This window comes from Nocardia pseudovaccinii (assembly GCF_050942345.1).
Classification (GTDB): domain Bacteria; phylum Actinomycetota; class Actinomycetes; order Mycobacteriales; family Mycobacteriaceae; genus Nocardia; species Nocardia pseudovaccinii.
Window position 1 is genome coordinate 2,592,970 of the sequence record NZ_CP192074.1, and the last position, 14,838, is coordinate 2,607,807.

The following is a 14,838-nucleotide window of genomic DNA, read 5'->3' on the forward strand; positions in this document are numbered from 1 at the left end:
CGGGCCGACGGACGCGGGCGGGCGCGTGTAGTGGAGAACCGCTCTGCGTGCGGTGCGACGATATATCAACTGCCACGCCGTATCTCGGCATCAGCACCTTTCGAGGCAACGGCTCGGGATCCCGACAATGGGTGCGGCTGCCGAGGGAGGGGACCGAGTGGTGACGTCACCCGCGCGGCGCAGCCCTGAGCAGCCCGCCGGCACTATGACCGATCGTTTGGTCGAGTTCGTCGGTTTACTGCGTGACCACGGCATCTCCGCGGGCCCGAGCGAAACCATCGACGCCGCCGAGGCAATGCTCGCGCTCGGCCTATCCGACCGCAACCGCCTGCGCTCCGGCATGGCCGCCTGCTTGCTGCGCCGCAACTGCCAGCGCGCCGTCTTCGATCAGCTCTTCGATCTCTACTTCCTCACTGCCGAGCAACCGGCAACCCAGTCGGCGACCGAATCCATCGACGATCTACGCGACCGCCTGGTGGACGCACTCGCTCGAGACGACCGTGCTGCCGTCACCGAACTCGCCCGGCAGGCACTCACCGCACTTGGTGGCTATGGGGGAGTCGGCGCTGGCGAGCCCATACGCCCGGTCACCACCGCATCTGGTGCGGGCTGGTCTTCCTATCTGACCATGAAATCCCTACGGCCAGAAGAACTTACCGATCGCATCGTCGAGAGCATGGGCACTGATCTCGACACCACCGTCCGCACCATCGAAGCCGACCGCCGCCTCCGCGAATTCCGCACCGCCGTCCAAACCGAGGCGCGCCTGCGCTCCGCCCAACTCCGTGGCACCGAGTACATCGCCCGCCGCGGCGTCGAATCCAGCACCGACCAGGTCGACTTCCTCGGCGCCCGCACTCAGGACCTCGCCGAAATGCGCCGCCTGGTAAATCCTTTGGCCCGCAAACTCGCCACCCGCCTCGCCGCGCGCCGGCGCAAGGCGGTCCGCGGCCAGATCGATATGCGCCGCACCTTGCGTCGATCCATGGCCACCGGCGGAGTGCCGATCGACCCGGTTCTTCGCGCTCGCAAACACGGCCGTCCCGACCTGGTCGTACTCGCCGACTTATCCGGCTCCGTAACGGGTTTCGCTGAATTCACCCTGCAACTCGTCCAAGCACTGCAGGACCAATTCAGCAGGGTCCGCAGCTTCGGCTTCATCGACACCTGCGACGAAATCACCGCCCACTTCACCCCTGGCGAACCCCCGACTCCCGACCTGGCCGCGCGAATCATCCTCCATACCAACGTCGCCCGCTTCGGCAGCAGCAACTACGGCGAGGCATTCCAGGGCTTCGTCGACAACTACCTCGACGCCCTAGGCCCCCGCACCTCCCTCTTGATCCTCGGCGACGCCCGCACCAACCGCACCGACCCCAATATCCCTGCCCTGCAAGCAATGTCGGATCGAGCCAAACACGCCTACTGGCTCAACCCCGAACCCGCCCGCTCCTGGTCCACCGGCGACTCCGCCGCCCAGGTGTATGCCGAGCGGATAACCATGCACGAATGCCGCAACGTCAGGCAGTTGGCTGAGGTGATCGGTCGGCTACTGCCAGCTCGAGCGCTCCGATGAGGTGTATGCCGAGCGGAATAGCCATGCACAATGTCGTGACGTCAGGCAGTTGGCTGAGGTGATCGGTCGGCTACTGCCAGCTCGAGCGCTCCGATGAGGTGTATGCCGAGCGGAATAGCCATGCACATTGTCGCAACGTCAGGTAGTTGGCCGGGGTGATCGCTCGGCTACTGCCAGCTTGCCGCTCCGAGAGCGGACATGACCGTGGCGACGGAGGGTATGCCGTAACCGCTTGCCCGGCGGTGTCAGCCGAGGATCGGCATAACCGTATCGACAATGGACTCTGTCGTCGGCAGCGCCGCGATCACGTCGGGCGGGCTCAGATGACGCTGTAATGCTCGTTGGTGCGCCGCGCCGACCAGCAGCAGGGCGGCGGCTCGCAGATCCACCGTGCCGGGAACCCGCTGGTCGGCGTGCTGTATCGACAGGTGCGCGACAACCGCGTCGACCGCACGATGCGGCCCGATATCCAACTCCCGGCTGCGCTCCGCAAACTTCGCGCGCAACTCCACATCCGACTGCACCGCAGCCATTACCGGGATGGCATCCAGAAAGAACTCCTCCAACGCCTCGACAAGCGCTACCAGCCCCGCCCGCAACCCCGGCTCCTCATCGACCTCCCCGAGCACGTCCTTCACCGGCCGCAAATGCCGCTGAATCACCGCCTGCAACAGCCCCATTCGATCGCCGAAGTGATAAAAAATGCTCGACTCGGCCACCCCCGCCCGCTTCGCAACCTCCTTCGTGGACAACCGAGCCACCCCCGCCTCCAGCAAAATCTCCTGCGCCGCAACCACGACCGACTCGCGCACCCCCGTCGAAGGCCGCCCCCGCTGCCCGCGCGTCGCCCGCGCTCCATCCGCAGCTTTCGCCACCGCAACCTCCTCTTCACACCGATCAGCCCTTGCAGTATGCCCCACCCGGGGCGTATTTTCTGAGTATCTACTCAGTAATTATCCGAAAAGCGGAGCAACCCCCATGACCAGCACAAAAACCCCCACCACCCAATCCCGAATCCAACGCACCGGCGACGCCATCGTCCGCTTCATCCTCCGCTCCCCACTGCACCCCCTACTCAGCAAACGACTCATCATCATCACCGTCTCCGGCCGCAAAACCGGCCGCGAATACGCCAACCCCGTCGGCTACGCCGAACACGAAGGCCACCTCCTCATCGGCACCGCCGCCAACTGGCGCCACAACCTGATTCCGGGCGTCCCCGTCCGAATCCTCCTGCGCGGCACCACCCTCCAAGCCACCCACGAGGTCATCACCGACGAACCCCAAGCCGCCACCCTCTACCGCGAAATCCTCACCCAAAACCCAACCCACGGCCGCTTCGCCAAAATCCACCTCAACCCCGACGGCACCGTAAACCTCCCCACCCTCCGCGCAGCCCTATCCCGCGGCACCGCCATAATCCGCCTCCGTCCCCTGTGACCTGCCATGATCTTCAGCGCTGCCCCACAACTGCTCGGCCAACTGGTCCGAATCCATAGTCATCGGGTCGACGGTGATCACCAGAGTTCTCAGGCTGGCATCCGATCCATTGACCGCGAAGACTTGCCGCGCGGCTTGGGCGAGACGTACGTCAGCCGTCAACTATGAACGTGCCCCAGCCGAGTCGAGTGTCGGATCCTTCGATGACCGACCGCGCCTATCGCTTCCCGCGTCTTCTCAGGAATTGTGTGTGAGTCGAGCGCTATTCTGACTCGGGTGCTACCGCATCACCTGGCCCGTGCGTTGCGCGGATCTTGTGCGCGCGAGAGTCGGCGGTCGGTGCGCGCACGCTTTGCTCCGACCGCGGCAATGATGGGGTTCGGCGAGGTAGTTAGGGGAGAGCTGACAGATGGCCCGTATTCGCGAGATTGTTCCCAGTACCCAGAACGTTCGAGCGCACAAGCTCGAGGACGCCGTTAGCTGTCAGTACAAGGTGATCGAGGATCCTGACGGTGCAACCCTGGTCCACCTGTCGACGTTCGGATCCGAACAGCGCGAGTCTCCACCTAAGAGCGTGTCTCACGTGGATCTGGGTCTGATCCTGTGATCATGTTGTGGTGGACGAACTTTCGCGGCGCCTGGTGCCGGATGAGTTGTGGGCGTTGACTGAACCGCTGATTCCGCGGTTCGAGGCGCGCCCGCAGGGTGGGGGTACCGCGCCGATGGATGATCGGGCGGTGTTCACCGCGATAGTGTTCGTGCTGACCAGCGGATGCGCTTGGCGGTATCTGCCACCGTCGTTCGGGGTCACGGTGCCCACCGCGCATCGCCGGTTCACGGCGTGGACCGAGGCCGGTCTGTGGCGGCGCCTGCATCGGGCGGTCCTCGACGAACTGGGCAGCCAAGGCTTGATCGACTGGTCACGCGCGGTCCTGGACGGGGCATCGGTCAGGGCGAAAAAAGGGGATCCATGACCGGCCCGAACCCCGTCGACCGGGGCAAGGCCGGCTCGAAGATCCACGTGATGTCCGACCGTGCCGGCCTGCCGCTGTCGGTGGCGATATCGGCCGCCAACACCAACGACGCCGACGCGCTCAAACCTCTCGTCAAAGCCGTCCCCGCGATCAAGTCCCGACGCGGACCGCGGCGACGCAAACCCACCAAACTGCACGCCGACAAGGCATACGACCATGTCGAACTACGAAAATGGGTGCGAGACAGGGGAATTACCGTCCGCATCGCTCGCAAGGGCATCGAATCCAGCAAGAAACTCGGCCGCCACCGTTGGGTCATCGAACGGTCGATCGCCTGGCTGTTCGGCTACCACCGGCTCTCGATCCGATACGACCGCAAGGCCACCCACTACCTCGGCTTCCTCACCCTCGCCGCCACACTGACCTGCTACAAGAAACTCGCGAAAGCCGGGAAAACAGCGACGTGAGACACGCTCTAAGAGCAGTCAGTCGATTCAGCTCAACCGCCAGAATGCCGCGGAGCTGATCTCCATATTGAGCGCGGCGTTCGGGTTTGCTTGGCGGCCCAGGCACGCTGCCGTCGTGGAGGATCAACCTGCAATCGATGCCGAGGCCCACATCGAGCCCGAATTCCCTGATGCCACCGACGAGCTCGCCGCGCAGTTGTACATGCCGAAAGAGTGGCTGCAGGAGTGCATCGACCTGCTCCAGGACCGACCGCAACTGATCTTCTATGGTCCGCCGGGCACCGGAAAGACCTATCTCGCAAAGGCTATCGCGAAGCATCTGGCCGGTGCAGAGCATGTCAAGATGGTGCAGTTCCACCCTTCGTATTCGTATGAAGACTTCTTCGAGGGGTTCCGTCCGGTCGAAACAGAGAACGGTCAGATCGCGTACGACATCCACCGGGGCCCGCTGCGCCAACTGGCTGCTACTGCGCGGAAAGATCCAGAGAATCTGTATGTCCTCATCATCGACGAGGTCAACCGGGGGAATCTATCGAAGATCTTCGGCGAACTCTACTATCTGCTGGAATATCGGGATGAGAGCATAAATCTGCTCTACTCCGACAAGGTTGAAATGTTCAGCCTGCCGAAGAACGTGCTGATCATCGGAACGATGAACCGAGCCGATCGCTCTGTCGCGCTGGTCGATTCGGCGATGCGCAGGCGTTTCGCCTTTGTGCATTTGCACCCGTCGAAGGAACCGATAAGGAGCGTGCTGCGGAACTGGCTGAAAGACCATGGGGAGAACGAAGTGATCGCCGACATCGTGGATGAGCTGAACGAATCTATCGCCGATGAAGACTTCAAGATCGGCCCTTCGTATTTCATGCGTCGAGGCGTCACTTCCAAGATCGGGATGGACATCGCATGGCGCACCACTGTTCTACCGCTCATGGAGGAGTATCACTTCAACACCGACATCGACGTGCACGATGAATATGCTTTGGCCAAGATCGAACAGCGCGTGGCTTCCCAAGAAGCTGAACCGGACACTCAACCGTGATACTCACAGTCGATCTTGTCGAGCATGGTCGGCCAGGAATGATCGATCTTTCGGAAGATCAGTATGAAGCCCTCCGCCGCGTCAAAATTGCTGGGATAACTCCTATCTCGCGAGGTAGGTACAGAATCAAACCCGGACAAAAGGTTGGTTCGGTCCGGTTGAGCGGCGTACAGATCAACGTGCGTCCGAAGATCGCCGAGCTGAATCGTATTCTGTTCTTCATCGGATACAGTTCGAACCCTGCGATCTGGCGAGACGAGTTCGTCCGACTCGCTAAGGCCGACGGACTCTTTCCGGCGGTCGCGGAATCGTTTGTCCGCTTGGCATCCGATGCTTACGGGCGTGGGTTGTTGCGCGGCTACCGCTCTACTGCGGACTCGCTGTCGGTGGTACGTGGGCGGGTTCGATTCCAGGAGCAGATCACCAGAAACTATGGCTTGCCGGTCCCGATCGCCGTCGAGTACGACGACTTCACGGCGGATATTCCGGAGAATCGGGTCATCCTGCTCGCCGCGTTACGCCTGCTCAGCATGCCGGATATCGGCATCGGTGCGCGGCAGCAGCTCAGTCGCATACGAGCGATCCTGGACGAGATAACGATCGTTTCACCTCGTGAACGAAGACCAGCGTACGGATTGAACCGGCTCAACCTGCGCTACCACGATATTCTCCGGCTGTCCGAAGTAATCCTCGACAATAGTTCGTTCGGCCAGCAGCACGGGCCTCTCGCTGTCTCCGGCTTCGTATTCGATATGTGGAAGATCTACGAGGACTTCGTCACCGGCGCGATCAGTATGGCGATGCAGCAGTTCGGGGGATATCCGAAGACCCAAAAAGATCATTACATGGATGCGGCGTCGAGGATCAAGTTCATCCCGGACCTAGTCTGGTGCAACGCTGATGGCGACCCGCTGGCGGTCGTGGACGCGAAGTACAAGGCCGAGAAGCCGAAGGGCTTTCCCGAAGCCGACCTCTATCAGATGCTGGCTTACTGCTCCGTTCTCGGTTTGAAAGAGGGCCACCTGATCTACGCCAAGGGCAACGAGCCTGCAGTCGAACACGCCATCAAGACCTGCAACATCACTATCCACTGCCACGCGCTCGATCTCTCTCTGCCTCCGAACGCCCTGCTGAAGACGATCGACACGCTGGTACGCACGATCCTCCATAAGTAGTCGCTAAGAATCCCGCTGGTCGTGCGTGGCTCATTCCAGAGCTGCCTCGCCCTTGGTCCGCGACTCCATTTGGACCCAAGCGACCTCCTTTCACTACTGTCTGATTTCACCACCGAATCGGTCGGCACTCATCTGCAGGAAAGTGTCTATCGCAAGGAGTTTGGAGGGAGATCGTCAAGCCAGTCGACATCGTTGTCGCGTTCGACGTACTTGCCGCCGGGCGGATTTTCCTACGCGGTCAGCAAGATAGTTCGAATTATCGGAGACGCAGCCGAGAGGTTTGATTCTCTGATTTCCTTCCAGTCGCTCCAATCCCATCCAGCACCTGCGTCGATGTTGAATATGGTTGCTTCGTGCTCGACTCCGTTGACGAATACCTGTGCTTCGGTTGGTCCATTGGGATCTCGGACAATGACCACCTCGACATGCGGCATCAAGCGTCGCCGGGGCGACCAGTTCATCAAAGCGGCGGCAGTCATTGGATGTGTCCTCCGGATAGGTGTAGGGCGTCGATGTCGAGGTATACGAGATACGCCCGCAGCAGTTCTGAGTGGCGCGACGGCGATTAGTTGTCTTCGTCCGTGTCGTCGCTGTGGGTCGGCCAGCCATCCTCGCCGACCTCACACCGCGAACCGTCCGCCCGATGGAGTATCGGTCGGCTGTTCGAGGGGGCCTGTTGCAGTTTCTCGACGGTGTCCTCGTGGAACATGGCAAGCAGTGCCTTTACAGAGGGCGGGATTTCGTTTGGTGGACAAGGAAACTCGGGCATCCGATCTAGGCGCCCGGCGTTCTGCGGCTGATAGCGGCCGGATTGAGTAGCGCTGCCCAGTAGTCATGCTGAAGGGCGTCCCACAGATCACTATGTTTGGGAAGCAGCTGTCGCGCGTCGGTCAGATCGGGGTAGGCATCGAACAGTATTGTTCCTGGTTGCGCGCGTGGGAGCCGTGTCTTGGATGGCAGGCGATGTGCTGTGAAAGTTTCGGAAATCAGCTGGACCCGGAGGATGCGGGGAGTAAGCCCGATCAGCTGCCATACCGCAACCTTGTGTCCATCTCGGGTTTGCGTGGTCCGCAATGCGGTTTGCTGCATGATCAGGCCTCACGTTCATGGCATCCGATACCCGAGCTCACGTCACCTCGGCGCTGAGCTGGCTGGGCCGCCCATCGTTCGACGGCGGCGGCAACGCGCGTGACGAGTTCGACTGGGGGCAGGTCGATCATTCGTGGCGGTACGCAGTATTTACCCCGAATGCGTTGCGGCAGTTCGCTACTCATCGCACCCTCCCCTTCTGGCATCTGTTGTCGTGTGGTGCAGGCGACGACAGCAGTCTTGGCTCACTGCCGGGGAACTGCTGTCGGCGCGACTCTCGGGCACGTCTTCAGCGTCGATCAGTTGCGGGGGCGTTCCTACTGCGTTTCGGGGACGTTTGGGACGCTTCACGATAAAGTCCCTGCTGTCCGGAGGGCGGAAGGAGGCGTACCGTGAACCATGCTTTGCGACAGGCCATGGCGAAGGCCAAGATCACCGAACAGCAGCTCGCCGAAAGATGTGAAGTCGACACGAAAACGGTTAATCGGTGGTTGGCAAACCCCATGCGCGTACCGCACGCTCGTCACCGTTGGGCGGTATGCGAAGTTCTAGAAGCTGAGGAGGCAGTCTTGTGGCCTTCGGCTGTGCGCCTAACTCTGAAGACCGGGCCGGATCGCGAAGTCGTTCAAGTCTTTCCCTACCGATCCGCCGCACCGGCCGCGCTGTGGCGATCGTTGATCACCAAAGCTAGCCGTGAGCTGACGTTTGCGGGCTACACGAACTACTTCTTGTGGCTGGAACAAGCCAATCTGGCCGATATCCTTCGCCGCAAAGCCGCGAACGGTTGTCGCATTCGCTTCCTGATCGGTGACCCGAATGATGACGTAACCCGAGCTCGCGAGCGCGAAGAGAATGTCCCACTTACATTGTCGACGCGTATCGCGGTGACGATCGGCGAACTACACAAGCTGCGAGGAGTGGACGGCATCGCGGGGCGTTTCACGAACGGGCACGTCAACCTGTCGGTTTTTCGGTTCGATGACGACATGATCATGACGCCGATTCTCGCGAGACGAGTCGGCCATGACTCGCCGATGTTCCATCTCAGACGTGAGCAAGACGACGGCATGTTCGACCGGTTCTCCGATCATGTCGAAGAGTTGTGGTCCCGAGGCCGCGATATTTGGGAGGCGATCGAGCATGGCACGACGTGATTACGAGAACGATCCCAATGCGCCCAAAGCGAATAGCCTGGTGCCCGCGGCTTCGGTCGTCGTAGTCAACGACACCGGTCAGATCCTGCTGCAGCGCCGCGTGGACAACGAGATGTGGGCATTGCCGGGGGGAAAGATGGAACTGGGCGAATCGCTCGCGGGGTGCGGTATCCGGGAGACCAAAGAAGAGACCGGCATCGATATCGAAATAACTGGGATCGTCGGCACCTACACGAACCCCGACCATGTGTTTGCCTACGATAATGGTGAAGTGCGACAAGAGTTTTCGATATGTCTCCTCGGGCGGCCACTCAGCGGAACTATCCGTGTGTCCGATGAATCTACGGAAGTGGCCTGGTTCGATACGGGTGAAATCGACACGCTCCCTATGGTGGCGAGTATTCGCAAACGGATCGATGACTGGCGATCTGGAAAGGCTCCTACCGTCAGGTAGGTGTCGCAATTCCGAGATAGGGTGCAGGCGAAACGAGTTCTACGGGTGCGCGCGATTGGGTCTCGGGGTCAGGAGTGGCACTCTGCCGCCCAGGGATCGGCCAAGGTTGCCGTCGACGAACTCGATCGAAACCGGGCCTACTGCTGCATCACGGGGAGCTTCAGTGGCCGGTGTGTTTGTGCTGCCAGGCGGCCAGGGCGAAGGTGACCACTCCGAGTAGCAGGAGCAGGACGCCGGAAGTCATTAGGCGGGTGGAGATTTGGGAGAGGCGGGTGGAGCGGGAGCGGGTGGTGAAGTAGGCGTCGGTGGGGAGGTTGTCGCCGATGAAGCAGGATTTGGCGGCTTGGGTGGCTTTGGTGGCGAGAGAGTCGGTGGCCACGGATGCGGTCAAGGCGGTGGCTGCGGCCGTGATGCAGAGGATCGAGATGGTGGTGAGTGCGGCGAATGGCATGAGATCCCCCGAGGATGTCGGTTTCCAGAGGTCAGTGAGTGGTCGCGCTGACCACGAGAAGTGTTGCAGTAGGGTCTGACATCTTTGCGGTACAACAGGTTCGTGAGCGGGCGTCGGTTTGTGCGGTTCGAAGCTGCGGAGGCGAACCGGCATGGTCGGCATCCGGGTGTGTTCGGGCTGGTCAATGGATTGGCGCGGGCGGGGGTGCTGACGGGGGAGCAGGAGCGGTTTCGGCGGGTCAACAATGATTGGTACAACGCGAATCTTGTTGATCCGAGTGAGGTGGATCCTGGGATCTACGACCGTGCGGTTCATCCAGGAGCGGCGTCGTGGTTCAAGGCGGCGGCTGTGGGGATGATCGCGCGGGTGGAGGGGTATCTCGCGATCCTTGACGCGCATGGCGTCAGGTGGGTGCGGTTGGATTCCGGTGCGCTAGACGAGTAAGTCCGAAGCCTGGTCAGTGGTCGTAGGCGATCAGTGAGCGGGTGACCGGTGCGGCGATCGTGTGGTTGTGCCAGATCGCGGCGGCCATCGCCAGCACGCGTTGGGCGACGCGGATCGCGACGCCCTGGCAGGAGCGTCCGCCGTGGTCTTCCAGGTCGAGTTGCCCTTTGAGGGTGTCGTTGACCGACTCGATCAACTGCCGCACCTTCTTCAGCAGCGGTTCACCGTAACGGGCCTTCTCATCCTTGCGGGATGGCCGCAGCATGGTGATCCCGTACTCGCCCAGCAGTGTCTCGAAATCACGGCCCGCGAAACCCTTGTCGCAGATCAACAGAATCCCGTCGTGCTCACCCGCCACGACCGCGTCGACCTCGAGCATCGCCGAAAGCACCTCGCGTTCACCGATTTTCGGGTCTGCTAAGGCCCACATGATCGGCATCCCCGCCGGGGTACACACCAGATACAGTTTCAAACCCCAGTAGAACCGTGAATGCGACGCGCAGTAGCCGTAACCGGCCCACCCGGCCAGCTCCGAGCGCGCCACTGTGGGTCGGGACATCCCGCACGGTATCGGGGTCGAGTCCACGATCCAGCAGTCATCGAGCCAGAAATCACTCGACCGCGCCAGCATCCGAACGACCCGCTTGACCAAGCCCAGAGCCGCCCGAAGCCGCTTGTTGTAGCCGGACTGCTGCGGCAGATACGGAAACATGCCGGTCAAATGCTTGCGGGCATACCGCAGCCAGTGCGCCTCGGAGGTAAACCCCAGCAGCGACTGCGCCACCGCCAGGCACACCAGTTCCGAATCGGTCAACACCGGAGGCCGCCCAGTCCACCGCGGTCCGGTCAACTCATCATCGATCTTCACGTACAGTGCGGTCAGGAGGGCGTCCAGATCGTTCGTCACACAATGATCTTCGACGCCCTCCGCCATGTCCGGGCATCACGGGGACTTCGGACTTACTCGTCTAGGGGAGATCCTGTACGAGGATTCGAATCAGGTGGTAGCGCTGCGGCATCCCGGTCCGACGGCGGAGTCGTCAACCGCTCGGTTTGTGTAATGCGTATGGCCAGTTTCCATTGCACGTACTCGTCGAGTGGTGTGTCCGGCCGTTCGCTGCTGCGCGACGGCGGCAGCTGGAGCACCGAATTGCACGCGACCCGAGCCGAGGACGGTGTTGCTGCAGCGCCGCTCGGTGAGGTTGCCGCGCGAGCGCCTAGCCGGATCAACGTCACCGGGAACTGGTGGAGGTCCTGCTCGGACGATGCCGCCAGGGATTCCCGGTGATTGTCGATTCAGTTGGGGTGCCCAGTGCGACGCAGACGACGCGGACCTGTCAGCGGCGTACTTCGGTCACCGCAACTGGCCGATTTTCGTGTCGCGAAAGTTCGCATGCCTCAGCGATATAGAACGCTTCGAGTGCGTCGGCAGGTGTGCAGGGGCTGGCGAGTTGGCCAGACACGACCGATAAGAACGCCGCGAGTTCATCGGTGTACGCCCGACGGAACCGTTCCATGAATCCGGGGTATGCGGGCAAACTCGAAGGGACGTATTCGGGTTCGACGGAAGTCAACGGTGCCCGGTCGTCCAACCCGACGACGGCATTTCCGAGGGAGCCGAGGGCTTCGAGGCGAACGTCGTAGCCTGCGCCGTTGTAGCGACTGAGCGAGACGGTTGCCAAAGTGTTGTCGTCCAGGCGCAGTAAGACCGCGGCGGTATCCACATCGCCCGCGGCGGTGAAGAATTCCTCGCCGCGGTTGGCGCCGGTCGCATAGACCTCGACCACCTCGCGCCCAGTAACCCAGCGGATTATGTCGAAATCGTGAACCCCGCAGTCGCGGTACAACCCGCCGGAACGTCCAACATATTCGGCCGGTGGGGGAGCGGGGTCGAGGGTGGTGGCACGCAATGTGTGCAGCCAGCCGAGGGAACCGGAGGCGATGGCATCGCGGGCGGCGCGGTAGCCTGCGTCGAAGCGGCGTTGGAAGCCGATTTGGACTGGGACGGTGGAGTTCTCGAGGTGGGCGATGACGTCGAGGGTGCCCTGAATGTCGGCGGCTACCGGCTTTTCGCAGAAGACGGGGATGCCCGCGTCGACGGCGCGGGTGATGAGTTCGGGGTGGGAGTCGGTAGCCGTGGCGATGATCAGGCCGTCGAGGGGAGAGGCGAGCAGGACATCGATGTCGGCGACCGCTTCCACACCCAGCTTTCCCGCGGCGGCATAGGCGCGTTCGGCGTCGGCATCCGCGACGATGACGGTGTCGACACCGGGCAGGTGTTTCAGCGTTTCGGCATGGGAGGTGCCGATACGGCCGACACCGGCCAGGCCCATGGTGAGTGCAGATGTCATCGGCTCTCCTTCGGGTGAAATAGCGGTTCAGTCGCGTGGTGCCGCGGTCGTCGCACGCACGACCAGGGCGGGTTCCAAACGGCGGCGCACCGGTTCGGTGCGACCGTCGCGCAGCCGTTCGATGAGCGCTTCGATTGCCAAGCGGCCCATCTGAATGCGCGGTTGATCGATGGTGGTCAAGGAAACATGTCGCAGCGCGGCCAGTGAGGTGTTGTCGTAGCCGACGACCGAAACATCCCGCGGCACCGAGAGCTCGGCCTCTTCCAGTGCCGACATCGCACCGACGGCGTTGAAGTCGTTGCCGCACACCAGTGCGGTGGGAAAGTTGTCGCGGGAGAAAAGGTTCAGCAGCTTCTGGATCGCGGCGATACCACCGGAGTCCGTGTGCTCGCTGGCGATGATCATGGGCTCCAACCCATTTCGCGCCATTGCGGCGCGGTAGCCGCGACGGCGCGAGGCCGCGGTGAAGGCGCCGCCGCCGTCGAGATGCACGATCCGGCGGTGGCCGAGCGAAACCAGATGATCCACGGCGAGTGCGGCGCCGAGCTCGCCGTCGTCATTGACGGTATCGACGTCGGCAATGGTGGAGCTGCGCGAAATGAGCACGATCGGGCACTTCTCGGCGGCGTCGCGGATGGCCGCCACCGGCAGTACGGGTGAGAGCAGAATGATGCCGCCGGGGTGGAAGGACAGCAGGCTCTCCAGCGCGGTGCGCTCACGGGCGGCGCTTCGGCGTCCGGTATTGAGGATCAACTCCACGCCCGCGTCCTGCGCGGCCGCGTCCATACCCTCCACCACATCGGCGAAGAACGCATTGTGCAGGTCGGAGACCATGACGCCGATGATGTTGGAGGTCCGGCTGGCCAGGGACCGAGCCATGATGTGCGGCTGATAGCCGAGATCCTTCGCGGCCGCCAGCACCGCGCGGCGCCGATGTTCGCTGACCTTGGGGGAGTTGCGCATGACGAGGGAGACCAGCGCGCGGGACACCCCGGCGCGGGCGGCGACATCCTCCATGGTCGGTCGAGCCATATCGCCTCCGTTCCGCATCCCACCGTCCTCCTGCAGTGTCGGACGTTACAAGGTCGGCCAAGGCTAATCAATAGAGCGCTCTAATCCGACAATTTTGCCACCGCGAGCGCCCGGTATTTCCGCTGGAAGCGCCAATTTTCGCAGGTAGCAGCGATAAAACAGCGACCGGTGCAGTACTTGACACAGTATGACCTACGTTACATAGTTGGAGCGCTCCAATAGCGCCATACGTCGATCGACACCGAAGGTCGGAGAGCTCGGATGACCCAACCCCGCTATCCGCTGCGCATCGCGGCCGCGCCGATCTCCTGGGGAGTCTGCGAAGTCCCCGGCTGGGGTCATGTGCTCGACGCGCGAACCGTTCTCACCGAGATGGCCGGGCTCGGCATCGCCGCGACGGAACTGGGCCCACCCGGCTACCTACCGCGCAATCCAGCCGAATTGCGGTCGCTGCTAGCTGATTTCGACATCACCTCGGTCGGTGGCTTCCTGGCCCTCCCGCTGCACCGTGCCCCGGAGCAAGCAATCGAGAACGCCCGCGAGAACGCCGCGCTGTTCGCCGCGACGGGCGCGGAGGTGATCGTCCTCGCGGCCGCGACCGGCCTCGACGGATACGACACGCGCCAAGCACTTTCCGACGAAGAGTGGCGGACCCTGATCGAAACCGCCGCCGCCATCCGGGATCTCGCCGCCGAATTCGGACTGCGCACCACCCTGCATCCCCATGTCGGCACCTACGTCGAGAGCGAAGCCGAAGTCGACCGGTTCCTCGCCGATTCCGATCTCGACCTCTGCTTGGACACCGGCCACCTGCTCATCGGCGGCACCGATCCGGTGCGCCTCGCACAGCGCTGTCCAGAACGCATCGGACATATCCATCTCAAGGATGTGCGCAAAGCCATCGCCGACCGAGTGCGCGGCGGCGCAATGGAATACAGCGATGCCGTCCGTCGCGGCATCTACGTTCCGCTCGGCGAGGGCGATATCGACATCGAGGCCCTGGTGCGCAGCGTGCACGCCGCGGGCTACCGCGGCTGGTATGTCATCGAACAGGACACGGCATTGCGCCCCGACGATTCGGCAGAACAGCCGAGCCGCGACGCCGCCCGCAGTCTGATCCACCTTGCGGGCATAGGTGCCGCGCTGGGCTCACCCCGATCCCCTTGGGCCCGAATCTAGATGGGAAGTG

The 14,838-nt window shown here is 62.4% G+C and carries 14 protein-coding genes; 9 read left to right on the plus strand and 5 right to left on the minus strand.

Going from position 1 to position 14,838, the window contains the following annotated elements:
• The first annotated feature begins 205 nt into the window (after nucleotides 1-205).
• Entirely contained in the window at nucleotides 206-1,576 is a 1,371-nt protein-coding gene (locus tag ACQPZ2_RS11760) for a vWA domain-containing protein (protein ID WP_433525569.1), read from the plus strand.
• A 245-nt stretch (nucleotides 1,577-1,821) separates the two neighbouring features.
• Here the strand turns inward: ACQPZ2_RS11760 and ACQPZ2_RS11765 are convergent, their stop codons facing one another.
• Nucleotides 1,822-2,451, minus strand: coding sequence for a TetR/AcrR family transcriptional regulator (locus tag ACQPZ2_RS11765; protein ID WP_433525570.1), 630 nt, complete (start codon nucleotides 2,449-2,451; stop codon nucleotides 1,822-1,824).
• Between the two features lie 103 nt (nucleotides 2,452-2,554).
• Here ACQPZ2_RS11765 and ACQPZ2_RS11770 point away from each other — a divergent pair, with 103 nt between their 5' ends.
• The 6 genes from ACQPZ2_RS11770 (at nucleotide 2,555) to ACQPZ2_RS11795 (ending at nucleotide 9,371) form a co-directional block, all read left to right on the plus strand.
• On the plus strand, nucleotides 2,555-3,016 hold the full coding sequence (locus tag ACQPZ2_RS11770) for a nitroreductase/quinone reductase family protein (protein ID WP_433525571.1): 462 nt from the start codon (nucleotides 2,555-2,557) through the stop codon (nucleotides 3,014-3,016).
• Nucleotides 3,017-3,630: 614 nt separating this feature from the next.
• Nucleotides 3,631-4,457 (plus strand): IS5 family transposase gene (locus ACQPZ2_RS11775; RefSeq protein WP_433520531.1). Its coding sequence is split into 2 segments (ribosomal slippage): nucleotides 3,631-3,978 and nucleotides 3,981-4,457, totalling 825 coding nucleotides; the frame shifts between segments, so codons are not numbered across the junction.
• 115 nt (nucleotides 4,458-4,572) lie between these two features.
• Nucleotides 4,573-5,499 (plus strand): McrB family protein, encoded by a 927-nt coding sequence (locus tag ACQPZ2_RS11780; protein ID WP_433525572.1) that lies wholly within the window; start codon nucleotides 4,573-4,575, stop codon nucleotides 5,497-5,499.
• Between the two features lie 38 nt (nucleotides 5,500-5,537).
• Entirely contained in the window at nucleotides 5,538-6,674 is a 1,137-nt protein-coding gene (locus ACQPZ2_RS11785; protein WP_433525573.1) for an McrC family protein, read from the plus strand.
• 1,481 nt (nucleotides 6,675-8,155) lie between these two features.
• Nucleotides 8,156-8,917 (plus strand): hypothetical protein, encoded by a 762-nt coding sequence (locus tag ACQPZ2_RS11790; protein ID WP_433525574.1) that lies wholly within the window; start codon nucleotides 8,156-8,158, stop codon nucleotides 8,915-8,917.
• A complete protein-coding gene (locus ACQPZ2_RS11795; RefSeq protein WP_433525575.1) occupies nucleotides 8,904-9,371 on the plus strand; it encodes an NUDIX domain-containing protein in 468 nt (155 codons plus the stop codon). Before ACQPZ2_RS11790 ends, ACQPZ2_RS11795 begins: the two co-directional genes overlap by 14 nt.
• A 160-nt stretch (nucleotides 9,372-9,531) precedes the next feature.
• Here ACQPZ2_RS11795 and ACQPZ2_RS11800 read toward each other — a convergent pair whose 3' ends face one another.
• Nucleotides 9,532-9,822 (minus strand): hypothetical protein, encoded by a 291-nt coding sequence (locus ACQPZ2_RS11800; protein WP_433525576.1) that lies wholly within the window; start codon nucleotides 9,820-9,822, stop codon nucleotides 9,532-9,534.
• A 120-nt stretch (nucleotides 9,823-9,942) separates the two neighbouring features.
• Between ACQPZ2_RS11800 and ACQPZ2_RS11805 the strand changes: the two genes are divergently transcribed.
• Nucleotides 9,943-10,266 carry a hypothetical protein gene (locus ACQPZ2_RS11805; RefSeq protein ID WP_433525577.1) on the plus strand — a complete coding sequence of 108 codons (324 nt, stop codon included), beginning with the start codon at nucleotides 9,943-9,945 and terminating at the stop codon, nucleotides 10,264-10,266.
• 13 nt (nucleotides 10,267-10,279) lie between these two features.
• Here ACQPZ2_RS11805 and ACQPZ2_RS11810 read toward each other — a convergent pair whose 3' ends face one another.
• The 3 genes from ACQPZ2_RS11810 to ACQPZ2_RS11820 form a co-directional block, all read right to left on the minus strand.
• Nucleotides 10,280-11,173 carry an IS982 family transposase gene (locus ACQPZ2_RS11810; RefSeq protein WP_433523587.1) on the minus strand — a complete coding sequence of 298 codons (894 nt, stop codon included), beginning with the start codon at nucleotides 11,171-11,173 and terminating at the stop codon, nucleotides 10,280-10,282.
• A gap of 430 nt (nucleotides 11,174-11,603) precedes the next feature.
• Nucleotides 11,604-12,617, minus strand: a complete 1,014-nt coding sequence (locus ACQPZ2_RS11815; protein WP_433525578.1) for a Gfo/Idh/MocA family protein — start codon at nucleotides 12,615-12,617, stop codon at nucleotides 11,604-11,606.
• Between the two features lie 27 nt (nucleotides 12,618-12,644).
• Nucleotides 12,645-13,649, minus strand: coding sequence for a LacI family DNA-binding transcriptional regulator (locus tag ACQPZ2_RS11820; protein WP_433525579.1), 1,005 nt, complete (start codon nucleotides 13,647-13,649; stop codon nucleotides 12,645-12,647).
• 261 nt (nucleotides 13,650-13,910) lie between these two features.
• On the opposite strand from ACQPZ2_RS11820, the gene ACQPZ2_RS11825 reads away from it, so the two are divergent.
• Nucleotides 13,911-14,828 carry a TIM barrel protein gene (locus tag ACQPZ2_RS11825; protein WP_433525580.1) on the plus strand — a complete coding sequence of 306 codons (918 nt, stop codon included), beginning with the start codon at nucleotides 13,911-13,913 and terminating at the stop codon, nucleotides 14,826-14,828.
• Nucleotides 14,829-14,838: the final 10 nt, after the last annotated feature.

Excerpts from the sequence above, each read along its gene's own strand:
- ACQPZ2_RS11800 (WP_433525576.1), bottom strand. The coding sequence starts at position 9,822 with ATGCCATTCGCCGCACTCACCACCATCTCGATCCTCTGCATCACGGCC.
- ACQPZ2_RS11770 (WP_433525571.1), top strand. The coding sequence starts at position 2,555 with ATGACCAGCACAAAAACCCCCACCACCCAATCCCGAATCCAACGCACC.
- ACQPZ2_RS11815 (WP_433525578.1), bottom strand. The coding sequence starts at position 12,617 with ATGACATCTGCACTCACCATGGGCCTGGCCGGTGTCGGCCGTATCGGC.
- ACQPZ2_RS11820 (WP_433525579.1), bottom strand. The coding sequence starts at position 13,649 with ATGGCTCGACCGACCATGGAGGATGTCGCCGCCCGCGCCGGGGTGTCC.
- ACQPZ2_RS11825 (WP_433525580.1), top strand. The coding sequence starts at position 13,911 with ATGACCCAACCCCGCTATCCGCTGCGCATCGCGGCCGCGCCGATCTCC.
- ACQPZ2_RS11785 (WP_433525573.1), top strand. The coding sequence starts at position 5,538 with ATGATCGATCTTTCGGAAGATCAGTATGAAGCCCTCCGCCGCGTCAAA.
- ACQPZ2_RS11760 (WP_433525569.1), top strand. The coding sequence starts at position 206 with ATGACCGATCGTTTGGTCGAGTTCGTCGGTTTACTGCGTGACCACGGC.
- ACQPZ2_RS11795 (WP_433525575.1), top strand. The coding sequence starts at position 8,904 with ATGGCACGACGTGATTACGAGAACGATCCCAATGCGCCCAAAGCGAAT.